This window comes from Nocardioides sp. NPDC057772, assembly GCF_042798075.1.
Lineage (GTDB): Bacteria > Actinomycetota > Actinomycetes > Propionibacteriales > Nocardioidaceae > Nocardioides.
The window spans coordinates 1-12,873 of the sequence record NZ_JBHVKN010000023.1 but is presented as its reverse complement, the minus strand read 5'-3'; the positions used below and the strand labels follow the sequence as shown (position 1 = coordinate 12,873).

13 protein-coding genes are annotated in these 12,873 nt (G+C 69.3%); 10 read left to right on the top strand and 3 right to left on the bottom strand.

What is annotated here, in order from left to right; all coding sequences use genetic code 11:
• Window positions 1-101 precede the first annotated feature (101 nt).
• The 6 genes from sfnG (at window position 102) to hemG (ending at window position 6,836) form a co-directional block, all read left to right on the top strand.
• Window positions 102-1,208 (top strand): dimethylsulfone monooxygenase SfnG, encoded by a 1,107-nt coding sequence (sfnG, locus tag ACFVJS_RS06695; RefSeq protein WP_378878141.1) that lies wholly within the window; start codon window positions 102-104, stop codon window positions 1,206-1,208.
• Entirely contained in the window at window positions 1,205-2,428 is a 1,224-nt protein-coding gene (locus ACFVJS_RS06690; RefSeq protein WP_378878140.1) for an SfnB family sulfur acquisition oxidoreductase, read from the top strand. The genes sfnG and ACFVJS_RS06690 overlap by 4 nt, the downstream gene beginning before the upstream one ends.
• A gap of 29 nt (window positions 2,429-2,457) precedes the next feature.
• Window positions 2,458-3,606 (top strand): LLM class flavin-dependent oxidoreductase, encoded by a 1,149-nt coding sequence (locus ACFVJS_RS06685; RefSeq protein ID WP_378878139.1) that lies wholly within the window; start codon window positions 2,458-2,460, stop codon window positions 3,604-3,606.
• A gap of 11 nt (window positions 3,607-3,617) precedes the next feature.
• Window positions 3,618-4,964, top strand: a complete 1,347-nt coding sequence (locus tag ACFVJS_RS06680) for an MFS transporter (protein WP_378878138.1) — start codon at window positions 3,618-3,620, stop codon at window positions 4,962-4,964.
• Window positions 4,964-5,461 carry a flavin reductase family protein gene (locus ACFVJS_RS06675; protein ID WP_378878137.1) on the top strand — a complete coding sequence of 166 codons (498 nt, stop codon included), beginning with the start codon at window positions 4,964-4,966 and terminating at the stop codon, window positions 5,459-5,461. The genes ACFVJS_RS06680 and ACFVJS_RS06675 overlap by 1 nt, the downstream gene beginning before the upstream one ends.
• Before the next feature lie 70 nt (window positions 5,462-5,531).
• Window positions 5,532-6,836, top strand: a complete 1,305-nt coding sequence (gene hemG / locus ACFVJS_RS06670; protein ID WP_378878136.1) for a protoporphyrinogen oxidase — start codon at window positions 5,532-5,534, stop codon at window positions 6,834-6,836.
• A gap of 55 nt (window positions 6,837-6,891) precedes the next feature.
• Here hemG and ACFVJS_RS06665 read toward each other — a convergent pair whose 3' ends face one another.
• Window positions 6,892-7,845, bottom strand: a complete 954-nt coding sequence (locus ACFVJS_RS06665; protein ID WP_378878135.1) for an alpha/beta hydrolase — start codon at window positions 7,843-7,845, stop codon at window positions 6,892-6,894.
• Window positions 7,846-7,903: 58 nt separating this feature from the next.
• Here ACFVJS_RS06665 and hemQ point away from each other — a divergent pair, with 58 nt between their 5' ends.
• From hemQ to ACFVJS_RS06645, 4 genes are all read left to right on the top strand, one after another.
• Window positions 7,904-8,623, top strand: coding sequence for a hydrogen peroxide-dependent heme synthase (gene hemQ, locus ACFVJS_RS06660; protein ID WP_378878134.1), 720 nt, complete (start codon window positions 7,904-7,906; stop codon window positions 8,621-8,623).
• Window positions 8,624-8,774: 151 nt separating this feature from the next.
• A complete protein-coding gene (locus ACFVJS_RS06655; RefSeq protein WP_378878133.1) occupies window positions 8,775-9,482 on the top strand; it encodes a hypothetical protein in 708 nt (235 codons plus the stop codon).
• 9 nt (window positions 9,483-9,491) lie between these two features.
• Window positions 9,492-10,085, top strand: coding sequence for a hypothetical protein (locus ACFVJS_RS06650; RefSeq protein ID WP_378878132.1), 594 nt, complete (start codon window positions 9,492-9,494; stop codon window positions 10,083-10,085).
• A gap of 84 nt (window positions 10,086-10,169) precedes the next feature.
• On the top strand, window positions 10,170-10,868 hold the full coding sequence (locus ACFVJS_RS06645; protein ID WP_378878131.1) for an Imm52 family immunity protein: 699 nt from the start codon (window positions 10,170-10,172) through the stop codon (window positions 10,866-10,868).
• Window positions 10,869-10,874: 6 nt separating this feature from the next.
• Here ACFVJS_RS06645 and ACFVJS_RS06640 read toward each other — a convergent pair whose 3' ends face one another.
• Window positions 10,875-12,158, bottom strand: coding sequence for a uracil-xanthine permease family protein (locus ACFVJS_RS06640; RefSeq protein WP_378878130.1), 1,284 nt, complete (start codon window positions 12,156-12,158; stop codon window positions 10,875-10,877).
• A gap of 320 nt (window positions 12,159-12,478) precedes the next feature.
• Window positions 12,479-12,676, bottom strand: a complete 198-nt coding sequence (locus tag ACFVJS_RS06635; protein WP_378878129.1) for a hypothetical protein — start codon at window positions 12,674-12,676, stop codon at window positions 12,479-12,481.
• Window positions 12,677-12,873: the final 197 nt, after the last annotated feature.

Sequence of the window (12,873 nt, the reverse complement as noted above, 5' to 3'; positions counted from 1 at the left end):
CACGGGATCGGGTCTGCCGGTGGTCCACATCGGAAGATCCGGTCCCGTCACCCATTTAATTCGATAAGTTTAATAGACATTAGCGATCCAAGGAGAGCAGCATGACTTCACCGGCAACCGAGCCCCTGAAGTTCGCCTACTGGGTGCCCAACGTCAGTGGCGGCCTGGTGGTGAGCAAGATCGAGCAGCGCACCGACTGGAGCTACGACTACAACAAGAAGCTCGCGCAGCTGGCCGAGAACAACGGCTTCGAGTACGCCCTCTCCCAGGTGCGCTACATCGCCTCCTACGGCGCCGCCTACCAGCACGAGTCCACCTCGTTCTCCCTGGCGCTGCTGCTGGCCACCGAGCGGCTGAAGGTGATCGCCGCCGTCCACCCGGGGCTCTGGCAGCCCGGCGTACTCGCGAAGTGGCTGGCCACGGCCGACCATCTCTCCGGCGGTCGCGCGGCCGTCAACGTCGTCTCCGGCTGGTTCAAGGACGAGTTCACCAAGCTGGGCGAGCCGTGGCTCGAGCACGGCGAGCGCTACCGCCGCTCGGAGGAGTTCATCCGCTACCTGCGCGAGATCTGGACGAGCGACGCCGCCGAGCTCAACGGCGACTTCTATCGGCTCCACGACTTCGACCTGAAGCCGAAGCCGCTGGCCAGCGAGGGCCGGCCGCACCCGGAGATCTTCCAAGGTGGCAACTCCTCGGACGCCAAGGCGATGGCCGGCCGGGTCTCGGACTGGTACTTCGCCAACGGCAACACCCCCGAGGGCCTGGCCGCGCAGGTCAAGGACGTCAACGCGGTCGCCGAGCCGCTGGGTCGCCGGGTCCGGTTCGGCATCAACGGCTTCATCGTCGCCCGCGACACGGAGAAGGAGGCGCGCGACACCCTCCGGGAGATCATCGCCAAGGCCGACCGTGAGGCGGTCGAGGGCTTCGGGGCCGCGGTCAAGCAGGCCGGGCAGTCGACCGGCGACAAGACCGGGATGTGGCAGGACTCCACCTTCGAGGACCTGGTGCAGTACAACGACGGCTTCCGCACCGGGCTGATCGGCACGCCCGAACAGGTCGCCGAACGGATCGTGGAGTTCAAGCGGGCCGGCGCCGACCTGATCCTCGGTGGCTTCCTGCACTACCTCGAGGACGTGGAGTACTTCGGCCAGCGCGTGCTCCCGCTCGTGCGCGAGCTGGAGGCGCAGCAGCTGGAGCCCGTGGCTTGAGCACGACGGAGATCGCCCGGCTCGACGCCGAGACCGCGCCCCTGGTCGCCCGCCGGGTGGCCGAGGAGCTCGCGCTCGGCGACGGCGCCCGCGACCGGGACCGGACGCTGCCCTACGACCAGGTCAAGGCGTACGCCGCCGCCGGGCTCGGTGCGCTCACCGTCCCGCTCGAGTTCGGCGGTCCAGCGCTCCCGGCCACGACCGTGGCCGAGGTGTTTCGGCTGGTCTCGTGGGGTGATCCCAACGTCGGCCAGGTGCCGCACAGCCACTTCGCCATGCTCAATGGGCTCCGTCTCAACCAGCTGCGGCTGAACGGCACTCGCGAACTGGCGCAGCGGATCTACAGCGAGGTGCGGACCGGGGCGCTGATCGCCAACGCGCAGTCGGAGTTCGGCACCAAGCACGTGCGGGACATCCGGACCACGCTCACGCCTGCTCGGGAGGAGGGGGAGTGGCTGCTGAACGGCGAGAAGTTCTACTGCACCGGCTCGCTCTTCGCCGACTACCTCGCCGTCCTCGCCCGGCGTGACACCGACGGGCCGCTGCAGGTGGCGTGGGTCCGCACGGAGTCTCCCGGCGTCGAGATCGTCGACGACTGGGACGCCGTCGGGCAGCGTACGACCGGGTCAGGGACGGTGCGCCTCACCGACGTCGTGGTCCCGGACGAGTGGATCACTCCGTTCGCGATCACGTTCGACGTGCCGACGACCTACGGCGCCTTCGCGCAGCTGCTGCATGCGGCCATCGACGCCGGGATCGCCCGGCGTGCGCTGGACGAGGCCTCCACGTTCGTGTGCACGAAGTCCCGCCCCTACGCCGACGCCGTCGCGATCGCCGGGGTCGAGACGGCCGCGCAGGACCCGCTGGTCGTCCAGGCCTTCGGCGAGATGGAGCTGGCCGTACGCAGCGCCGAGGCGCTCCTCGCCGAGGCGGGCCGACGCGTGGACGAGGCCGACGCGGACCTCACCGCCGAGTCGGCCGCTGAGGCCAGCCTGGCGGTCGCGGCCGCCCGCGCGTCGACCGCCAAGGTCTCGGTCGACGTCACCAGCCGGCTGCTCGAGGTCTCCGGTGCCCGGTCGGCTCTGACGACGACCAACCTCGACCGCCACTGGCGCAACGCCCGCACCCACACGCTGCACGACCCGGCCGCCTGGAAGGTGCAGCACCTCGGGCGGTGGGCCGTCGACGGCACACCACCGCCGCGGCACGGGCAGCTCTGACATCCCGCATCCCCACGTGAAAGGCAGCGATGAGCACTCTGAAGTTCCATTGGTTCCTCCCGACCAACGGCGGCGACGGCCGTCATGTGATCGGCGGCGGCCACGGCGTCAGCGCGCTGGCGGCGGGCCGTCCCGCGACCGTGCCCTACCTCGGTCAGATCGCCCGCAGCGCCGAGCAGCTCGGGTTCGAGGCGGCGCTGACGCCGACCGGGGCGTGGTGCGAGGACGCCTGGGTGACGACCGCGATGCTCAGCTCGCTCTCGGAGCGGCTGAAGTTCCTGGTCGCCTTCCGGCCCGACTCGGTCTCGCCCTACCTGGCCGCGCAGATGGCGGGCACGTTCCAGAACCTGTCCGGCCAGCGGTTGCTGCTCAACGTCGTCACCGGCGGCGAGGACCACGAGCAGAGGATGTACGGCGACTTCCTCGCCAAGGACGAGCGGTACGAGCGGTGCGGGGAGTTCCTGCACATCGTCCGCCGGCTGTGGGCGGGGGAGACGGTGACCTTCTCCGGAAAGCATCTCTCGGTGGAGAACGCCCGGCTCGAGCAGCGGCCGACTCCGGTCCCCGACGTCTACTTCGGGGGGTCCTCGCCGGCCGCGCTGGAGGTCGCAGCCGAGCACGCCGACGTCTACCTGACCTGGGGCGAGCCGCCGGCCGCGGTCGCCGAGAAGATCGCTCGCGTTCAGAAGCTGGCGGCCGACCGCGGGCGTGAGCTCCGCTTCGGGATCCGGCTCCACTCGATCGCCCGCGAGACCTCGGCGGCCGCGTGGGCCGAGGCCGACCGACTGCTGGAGAACATCTCCGACGAGGACATCGCGCGTGTCCAGGCGGGGCTCTCCCGCAGCGTCTCGGAGGGGCAGCGGCGGATGTTGGAGCTCAACCAGGGCTCGCGCGACGGGCTCGAGATCCACCCCAACCTGTGGGCCGGCATCGGGCTGGTCCGCGGTGGCGCCGGGACCGCGCTGGTCGGCTCCTACGCCGAGATCGCCGACCTGGTCGAGGCCTACCACGCGGTGGGGATCAGCGAGTTCGTGCTCTCCGGCTACCCGCACCTGGAGGAGTCCTACTGGTTCGGTGAGGGCGTCCTTCCCGAGCTCGCCCGCCGGGGCCTGTGGTCCCACCCCGCCCCTGTCGTCGGCCGAGGGGCCGCGGTGCCCTTCGGCGCCGCGGCGCAGTAGGGAGGACCGGTATGTCTGCGGTCACGCACCAGGCCACCGCCAACCCGAAGCGGGTCGCGCTCGCGGCCTCGGTGGGTGCGACCATCGAGTGGTACGACTTCTTCCTCTACGGCACCGCCGCCGGTCTCGTCTTCGACAAGCTCTACTTCAACGGGCTCAGCGGCACCGCCGCGACCTTCGCCTCCTTCGGCACCTTCGCCGTCGGGTTCCTGGCTCGCCCGATCGGCGGGCTGGTCTTCGGTCACTTCGGCGACCGGATCGGCCGCAAGACCATGTTGATCTGGACGCTCGTGATCATGGGCGTCGGTACGTCGCTGGTCGGGCTGCTCCCGACGTACGACTCCATCGGGGTGCTCGCCCCGATCGCGCTCGTGGTGCTCCGGATCTTGCAGGGGATCGGCGTCGGGGGCGAGTACGGCGGGGCGGTGCTGCTCGCCACCGAGTACGCGCCGCAGGGGAGGCGCGGGCTCTATGGCAGCTTCGCGCACATCGGTGTCCCGGGCGGGCTGGTGCTCGCCTCGGGGGCGTTCGCGATCGCCTCGCGGCTGCCTGATGCGGCGTTCCTGGCGTGGGGGTGGCGGGTCTGCTTCCTGATCTCGATCGTGCTGCTCGCCATCGGCGCCTGGATCCGGCTCTCGATCATGGAGACGCCGTCGTTCCAGGAGGTGCAGGCGGAGAAGAAGGTCTCCAAGCTGCCCGTCGGCGAGCTCTTCCGCCGTCAGCCGCGCACGCTGCTGCTCGGGATGGGCACCCGGTTCGTGGAGGGCTTCACCTACAACCTCTACTCGGTCTTCCTGCTCTCCTACGCGGTGGCCGTCGCCGGTCTGAACCGGTCGGTGGTGCTCAACGCGATCATGGCCGGTGCGCTGCTGGGCGTGGTCACGACCATCGCCGCGGGGGCGCTGAGCGACCGGTTCGGGCGGCGGCCGGTCTACACGGTCGGCGCCGTCCTCGGCCTGGTGATCGCCTTCCCGGTCGCGGCCGCGGTGCAGTCGGGAGCGGTGGTGCCGTCGATCGCCGCATTCGTGGGCGGGCTCGGCTTGGTCTACGGCACCGTCTACGGACCGCTTGCGGCGTTCTGGAGCGAGCTGTTCGACACCCGCTATCGGTTCTCCGCGCTCAACGCGCTCTACCAGATCTCGGGAGTGGTGGCCTCCGGGCTGACGCCGCTGATCGCGGCCGCCCTGGTCACGCTCTCCGACGACCGCTCGCTGTGGTGGGTGGCCGGCTACAACGTCGTGGTCGCCGCGATCAGTCTGACCTGCATGTGGCTGCTGCCGGAGACCCATGGCGAGAGGCTGCGGGACACGGCCGTGGACGAGGCGCGGGCAGTGCCCGCGAGAGAGGTAGTGGCGTGATGACCGGTCCGCTGCGTACGAACCAGGATCTCGACCCGGCCGCGCTGCGGCAGGCATTCGGGGTCTTCCCGAGCGGGGTGGTGGCGGTCGCCGCCGTCGTCGACGGACGTCCCGTCGGCCTGGCCGCGTCGTCGTTCACGTCGGTGTCCCTGGACCCGCCGCTGGTCTCCTTCTCGGTGGCCAGGACGTCGAAGACCTGGCCCGACCTGCGCCGCTCCTCGCACCTGGGCGTCACGGTGCTCGCAGAGCACCACGGTGAGGTCTGCCGCCAGCTCGCCGGCCCGGTCGACTCCCGGTTCGACGGCCTGGTCGTCAGCGAGACCGTCGACGGTGCGCTGACCCTGGACGAGGGCCTCGCCCGCTTCGACTGCACCGTCTACCGCGAGGTGGAGGCCGGCGACCACATCGTCGTACTCCTCCAGCTCCACGCCGCCGACCACGGCGCCGGGCAACCCCTGGTCTTCCATCGATCCAACTTCGGAAAGCTGGCCAGCTGACTCGGCAAGGGTTCACCTGACCGGCCCACCTCATCAGCGTGCCCTCAGGCACGGGTGGGAGACTGCTGGTGTGCGTGTCATCGTCGTCGGAGCAGGGATCGCCGGGCTGACCGCGGCCCGCGATCTGTCCCTGAAGGGCCATCGGGTCACGGTGCTGGAGGCCTCGGACCGGGTCGGCGGAAAGATCCGCGGGGAGTCGGTCGCCGGACAGCTGGTCGACGTCGGTGCCGAGGCGATGCTCAACCGCAGACCGGAGGGCGTCTCCCTCGCTCGTGAGGTCGGCCTCGAGATCGTGCACCCGACCGACGCGAAGTCGGCGATCTGGTCGCGCGGCGCGCTGCGGCCGATCCCGCGCTCGATCATGGGCGTGCCGCTCGACCTGCCCGCGCTGGAGTCGGCCGGTCTCCTCTCCGAGGAGACCCTGGAGGTCGTACGCCGCGAACCCACCCTCCCGCCCGCGAAGACGGACGAGGACATCTCGGTCGGTGACTTCATCGCGTCCCGGTTCGGCGACGAGACCGCCGACCGGCTGACGGACCCGCTGCTCGCCGGGGTCTACGCCGGCCATGCCCGCGCGATCTCGGTGAAGGCGGCCGCGCCGCAGCTGTTCATGCTTGCCGAGAAGGGGTCGCTGCTCGAAGCGGCCGCGGCGCTGCCGTCCACCGACGTACCGGTCTTCGCCGGAATCGACGGCGGCATGTCGCGGCTGCCCGCGACCCTCGCCGAGGGGCAGGACATCCGGTTCGACACCTGGGTCGACACGGTCACCCGTACGCCGCAAGGCTTCCTCGTCGAGACCGGCGGCGAGGTGGAGGCGGCCGATGCCGTCGTGGTCGCCACGCCTGCTCCGGTCGCCGCGAAGCTGCTCCGCTCGAGCGCCCCGTCGGTCGCGCGCGAGCTGTCCGCGATCGAGACCGCGAGCGTCGCGGTGGTGACCTTCGCCTTCCCCGACCTGCCCGCCGACCTGGCCGGCAGGTCCGGGTTCCTCGTCCCGCCGGTCGAGGAGTGCGCGATCAAGGCCTCCACCTTCTCCTTCGCCAAGTGGGCGTGGGTGGGGAAGCGCGGCAACTACCTGCGTACGTCCATCGGTCGGCACGGCGAGCCGCCCTCGGACGACGACGACCGCCTGATCGCCGACTCCCTCGGTGCCCTGGCCGAGATCACCGGGATCACCGCGACGCCGACCGACGTGCACGTCCAGCGCTGGACCGACGCGCTCCCGCAGTACCCCGTCGGCCACCTCGACCGCGTCGCCCGGATCCGTCAGGGGCTCCGGGGCGTCCCCGGACTCGCCCTCGCGGGTGCCTCCTACGACGGAGTCGGCATCCCGGCGACGATCGGGTCGGCCCACCGCGCTGCGGCTGAGATCGGCTGAATGCTGACCGAGCTAACTCGGTCGGGGCCCGCCGACTTCGTGGAACTCCGCGAAGTCAGTGACCGCTCACCGAGTTACCTCGGTCGACATCCCGTAGGAATTCCACGATCCCCGCAAGCGCCTCAGGCGCTGCCGGCGCGACCCCGGGCAGCGACATGAACCCGTGGAACGCGGTGTCGTAGTCGACGAGCGAGACCGGCGTCCCGGCGGCCCGAAGCACCTCCGCATAGCGCGTCCCATGATCGCGGATCGGGTCGTGCAGGGCGGTGATGATGTGGGCCGGCGGCAGCCCGGCGTGCGAGGCAGCACGCAGGGGAGAGGCCTGCCAGGACTCGTCGCCGTAGCGCTCGCCCATGTAGAGGTGGCCGAAGGTGCTCATCTGCGTCGAGGTGAGCACCGGGCCGTTGGCGTTGGCGGCCTCGGAGGGGAACTTCTCGTACATCTCCACGGCCGGGTAGATCAGCACCTGCGCCCGCACCGAGGGCCCGCCGGCGTCACGAGCCATCAAGGACACGACCGCGGCCAGGTTGCCGCCGGCGCTGTCGCCCATCACCGCGATCCGTGACGGGTCGCCACCCAGGTCAGCGGCGTGCTTCGCCACCCACTCCAGGGAGGACCAGGCGTCCTCGACGGCGGCCGGGAACGGATGCTCGGGTGCCAGCCGGTAGGACGGCGCGACCACGATCGAGCCGGTGCCGGCGGCGACGTGCGAGGAGACCCAGGCGCTCTGCTCCGGCGTGCCGAGACACCAGCCGCCGCCGTGGTAGTTGATGACGATGGGGGCCGCCTCGCCGACGCCAGGAGGCGTGTAGATCGCGAAGCGGCGCCCGTCGACGTACGTCTCCTTCACCTCGACGTCCGCGGGGCGGCCGAAGAGGAGGGCGGTGACCGGGCCGGTGCGGAGCCCCTCACGCTGCGCGCGCAGGGCGATCATCTCCTCGGCGTTCAACGGCGTCTTGACCAGGCGCTCCTGGAGGAAGGCGAAGATGCGGGTACGCAGCGGCAGCATGCGCTCACCCTAGAGCCCGGTGGCGACCCGGTGACCTGCCGTGGCGCAAAATGGGGGCATGACCGACCCCCAGGCCGACATCAAGTCCAACGCAGCCAAGATCAACGAGCTCAACGCGACCATCCGCTACACGATGTGGTCGGTCTTCTCCCTGGAGCAGACCCTCGGCGACGCCGACCGCAAGGCAGAGGCGGTCGAGGTCGAGGAGCTCTTCGCGGCCTTCGCCGAGGAGGACATCGTGGTGCGCGGCACCTACGACGTGGCCGGCCTGCGCGCCGACGCCGACGTGATGTTCTGGCTGCACGCCGACTCCTCCGACAAGCTCCAGTCGGCCTACCACCGCCTGCGCCGCACGGCCTTCGGCGGCCGCCTGGTCCCGGTCTGGTCGCAGATGGCCCTGCACCGTCCGGCCGAGTTCAACCGCAGCCACCTGCCCGCCTTCCTGGCCGACGAGCGCTCCCACGACTACGTCGCGGTCTACCCGTTCGTCCGCTCCTACGAGTGGTACCTCCTCGACGAGAAGGAGCGCCGCCGCCTCCTCGCCGAGCACGGTCAGATGGCCCGCGACTACCCCGACGTGCGGGCCAACACCGTCCCGTCGTTCGCGCTCGGCGACTACGAGTGGATGCTGGCCTTCGAGGCCGACGACCTCTCCCGCATCGTCGACCTGATGCGACACCTCCGCGGCTCCGAGACCCGCCGCCACGTACGCGAGGAGGTGCCGTTCTACACCGGCGCCCGCGTCGACATCGCCGACCTCCTGGATCGCCTTCCCTGACCGCTCGGTCGGGTCTCGGAAATTCACTGTCGGCCCCTGGGTCGCTCCACTAACCTCTTCCGTCGCGGTGGCACGTGCTCGGGTTCGATTGCCGATCCCGTCACGTCCTGCTGACACATCCACGTGACCTTGGGAGGGCAGAGACGTGGGGATGACGATCCCTGGGGAGTTGGACTTCGTTCTCGACCTGCTCGGCTATGAGTGGCCGAACGTCGATGAAGATGCCGTACGCGACGCCGCACAGCTGCTGCGTGGGCTGGAGTCGGACCTGCGCGGCACCCTCGATCATCTGGAGATGCGGGTCAACGAGCTCGGTGACGGTTCCAAGGCCCAGTCGGTGAATGCGCTGATCAGGGCGTGGACGGAGAACCGGACGGCCAACATGGACGCGGTGCTCGACGCGCTGCCCGAGGTGGCGAACGGGATCGACATGCTCGCCGACGCGATCGTCGCCCTGAAGGTCAAGGTCATCGCCGAGCTGACGATCACCGCCGCGCAGATCGCGGCGGCCGCCGCGACCGCCGTGGTCACCGCCGGACTCAGCGTGGCCGGCAACGCCGCGCTCATCGCGGTGCGGAAGAAGGCGCTCGACATCGCGACCGACATCGCGATGGAGGAGCTGATCGGGCAGGTGGCGAGCATGGTGATCGAACCGCTCACCGGCACGATCACCGATCTCGCCATGGCGATCGCGGAAGCGCCCTTGGTGACCGACGGCGAGGCGACCACAGGGACCCAGCTCAGCTACGACCTGATGGAGCAGATCGCCACCGCGCTCAGCGACTGCGGCGCCGACCAGTACGACCTGTGCCGGACGTTCGCCGCCGAAGTGTCCGCCCTTCCCCTCTTCGCCTCGTAGGAGACAGCTATGGCCAAGCAGCTCGGCGACGTCGCCAAGGAGGCCCTCGACAAGGCGGGCGAGGTGCTCACCGAGGTCGGGGACGCGCTCAAGAAGAACGCCGACGATGTCGCGGAGGACATCAGGAAGCAGGCCGAGGCTCGGCGCGTGCTGGACGGCCGGCTGGGCCCCGGGGAATGGCGGCCCGTCAACCGGAACCACAAGTTCCTCCAGCAGAAGCTCGGCGCCGAGTTCGAGCGCCAGGTGACCGGCAAGGACGACGGACTGGAATTCGTTCTTCGTGGATCGCTCGACAACGAGGTCAAGTTCGACGGAATTCTCGACGGAAAGCTGATCGAGACAAAGCACGGTTACGGGAAGATGATCGACTCGTGGGGATATCCCAACGGTGCCAAGGAAAAAGAATGGCTCGATCAGGCACTGCGGCAGGTGGACGCTGCAGGCGATACACCGGTTGAATGGGTCTTCTCGAACAAAGAGGCCATGGAAGCCGCGCGGACCCTTTTCGAGGACTTCGACCTTCCTATTTCGGTCAGGCACCAGGACTTCGTCAATCCGCCCGGTGATTGGGACGGCTGGAATGCGCCGAAGAGCAACGGATAATTCTCATTTCGTCACGATGGCGAGCCTGGCGGTGGCCGAGGGTGGCGGCCGATACGGAGAGGGAGCGGTGATACGGTCATGACCGTGGATGAAGAGCTGATCGCGCGCGGATTCTGGGGCCCACGCCAGGAGACCGCTGAGCAGGTCGCCGACGAGCTGGGTGCATTCATCGCGGGCCTGGACGAGGTGCTCGGCGAGAAGATCTCGTGGGTCTCGCCCCTGCTGCCGGGAAAGCCGCTCGAAGAGCGGGATAACGCCCTGCAGGCGATCTCCGAGGCATTTCGTGATAACAAGGATGCTCCGCATCTTGGAATCAGCCAGTCGTATCGGGCGCGTGGGACGCGGATCAATACGGCGGCTATCACCTTGGTCGTCGGGGGATATTCGGAGTCCGCAAAGGTGCGCAACAGCTTCGTGGTGAAGTGGCGTGGCGCCGATATCGCGACGCTCGCCGATCCGATCCTCCGTTCACTCGTCTCGGCCTGGGACCCGGACTGGGCAGCGGTGACCTCGAGGTCCTTCACCGACGCGCTCGCCGAGGTGCAGCCCGTCGGGAAGCCGGGGCCGAAGCTCGGCTACCTCAACTACCTCTCCGAGGCCAGGGCGCAGGCCCTGCCGGGCGGCCTGGACAAGCACCTCACCAAGCTCGACAACGGCGGTGTCGTCATCGGGTCGGGTGAGGGCGACGGCTTCCTGTCCGTGGACAAGGCCACCGAGTTCGCCAAGGTGCTGAGGCTCAGCGCCGCCTTCTCGCCGACTCCGACGACGCGCAGCAAGTTCTGAGCCGGGTCAGCGGCCTCGCAGGCGCGCCAGGGCGCTCATCCCGTGGTAGATCACGACCGCGGCGATGGTGCCGAGTGCGATGCCGGTGAAGGTCAGGTCGCCGAAGGTCAGGGTGAGGTTGCCGATCCCGACGACGAGCGCGACGGCGGCGGTGAACTGGTTGACCGGGTCGGCGAAGTCGACCCGGTTGTCGAGCCAGATCCGGATGCCGATCAGGCCGATGAGGCCGTAGAGCGCGACGGTGATCCCGCCGAGCACACCCGCAGGGATCGTGTTCAGGAGAGCTCCGAACTTCGGTGACAGCGAGAGCAGGATCGCAACCACACCGGCCACCCAGTAGGCCGCGGTCGAGAAGACCCGGGTGGCGGTCATGACGCCGATGTTCTCGCCGTAGGTCGTCGTCGCCGAGCCGCCGAAGCCACCGGCGATGGAGGTGGCGAGGCCGTCGGCGAAGAGCGCTCGGCCGGTCTCGCGGTTGATGGTGTCGTCGCCGGCGAGGTGGGCGACGCTGCGTACGTGGCCGACGTTCTCGGCGACGAGGACGAGCACGACCGGCAGGAACATCGGCACTACCGACCAGGTCACGTCCGGCGTGGTGAAGTCGGGCAGGCCGAACCAGTCAGCGTCGCGGAACGCCGAGGTGTCGATCTGGCCCAGGAGAAGCGCGGCGATGTAGCCGACGACGACGCCGACCAGGATCGAGAGCCGGGCGATCAGCCCGCGGAAGGCGACCGCGACGACCAGCACGGTGGCCAGGGTGATCGCGGCGACCAGCACCGAGCCGTTATCCGGCTTGGCCGGGTCGCCGCCGACCACGTTGTTGGTGGCCGCGCCGGCCAGGTTGAGACCGATCAGCGCGACGATCGCACCGGTCACCACGGGTGGCATCAGCGCCTCGATCCAGCCGGTGCCGGTGACCATCACGATCACGCCGACCAGGGCCAGCAGCGCGCCGGTGACCAGGATGCCGAAGAGCGCCGCGCCCATCCCTCCGCCACCCATCGCGGCACCGATCGGCGCGATGAAGGCGAAGGACGAGCCGAGATACGAGGGCAGCCGGTTGCGCGTGACCAGCAGGAACAGCAGCGTGCCGAGACCGGAGAAGAAGAGCGTCGTGGTGGGCGGGAAACCGGTCAGCAGCGGCACCAGGAACGTCGCGCCGAACATGGCGACCACGTGCTGCCCGCCGAAGCCGATCGTCCGGGGCCAGCTCAGCCGCTCACCGGGCTTGACGATCGCCCCCTCGCGTACGTTCTTGCCGTCTTCGTGCAGGTCCCACCCGAATCGCATCTCGCACCCTCTTCAGCTCTCGTACGGCACGATCCGCCGCCTGCCGAACGATAGGGCCGATTCACGCGAGGACGAAAGCCAGCCGCTCCGTAGGGTTGGACACATGACCATCCGCATCGGAGTCCAGATCCAGCCCCAGCACGCCGACTACGCCCAGATCCGCGACGCCGCTCGCCGCGCCGAGGAGATCGGTGTCGACGTGATCTTCAACTGGGACCATTAATGTCGTTAGCGATGTACGGTGTCCACTGCTCCCAGGATGGGCAGAACATAACAGCAGGGCCGCGAGACTTGGAGTCTCGCGGCCCTGCTTGGCTTCGTCAGGCGGCGCTGGCTGTTCGGCTCGGTAGGGGCGTGATCAGTCGGGCGATCGCCTCTCGGTCGTCGGCTCGAAGTGGCGGCGGCTCATGGTCAGCGAGCCAGGCTGCCAATGCGTCCTGCCCGGTGCGGTCGGCGTACTGATAGCGCACCTCGGTGTCGTCTGCAGCTCGGGGGGTGCCGGTGGCGGTCGTGCTCACGTCGGGTCCTTTCGGGCTGGGTTGCGCTGGCTGGCTATGGGCGGTTGGCGGGTTGACGGCTGGACCATTCGGGGTGTTGCTCTATAGGGCGAGGGCGGGAATCAAACCCGGAGACCCGGAAACCCGGGATTGCGGGTCTGACCTGCGAGAACATCTCCGGGTTAGTAGTCGTTAACCTTGGTTCCAAACCCGGAAAC

Excerpts from the sequence above, each read along its gene's own strand:
- sfnG (WP_378878141.1), top strand. The coding sequence starts at position 102 with ATGACTTCACCGGCAACCGAGCCCCTGAAGTTCGCCTACTGGGTGCCC.
- ACFVJS_RS06685 (WP_378878139.1), top strand. The coding sequence starts at position 2,458 with ATGAGCACTCTGAAGTTCCATTGGTTCCTCCCGACCAACGGCGGCGAC.
- ACFVJS_RS06680 (WP_378878138.1), top strand. The coding sequence starts at position 3,618 with ATGTCTGCGGTCACGCACCAGGCCACCGCCAACCCGAAGCGGGTCGCG.
- ACFVJS_RS06675 (WP_378878137.1), top strand. The coding sequence starts at position 4,964 with ATGACCGGTCCGCTGCGTACGAACCAGGATCTCGACCCGGCCGCGCTG.
- ACFVJS_RS06665 (WP_378878135.1), bottom strand. The coding sequence starts at position 7,845 with ATGCTGCCGCTGCGTACCCGCATCTTCGCCTTCCTCCAGGAGCGCCTG.
- hemQ (WP_378878134.1), top strand. The coding sequence starts at position 7,904 with ATGACCGACCCCCAGGCCGACATCAAGTCCAACGCAGCCAAGATCAAC.
- ACFVJS_RS06655 (WP_378878133.1), top strand. The coding sequence starts at position 8,775 with ATGACGATCCCTGGGGAGTTGGACTTCGTTCTCGACCTGCTCGGCTAT.
- ACFVJS_RS06650 (WP_378878132.1), top strand. The coding sequence starts at position 9,492 with ATGGCCAAGCAGCTCGGCGACGTCGCCAAGGAGGCCCTCGACAAGGCG.
- ACFVJS_RS06640 (WP_378878130.1), bottom strand. The coding sequence starts at position 12,158 with ATGCGATTCGGGTGGGACCTGCACGAAGACGGCAAGAACGTACGCGAG.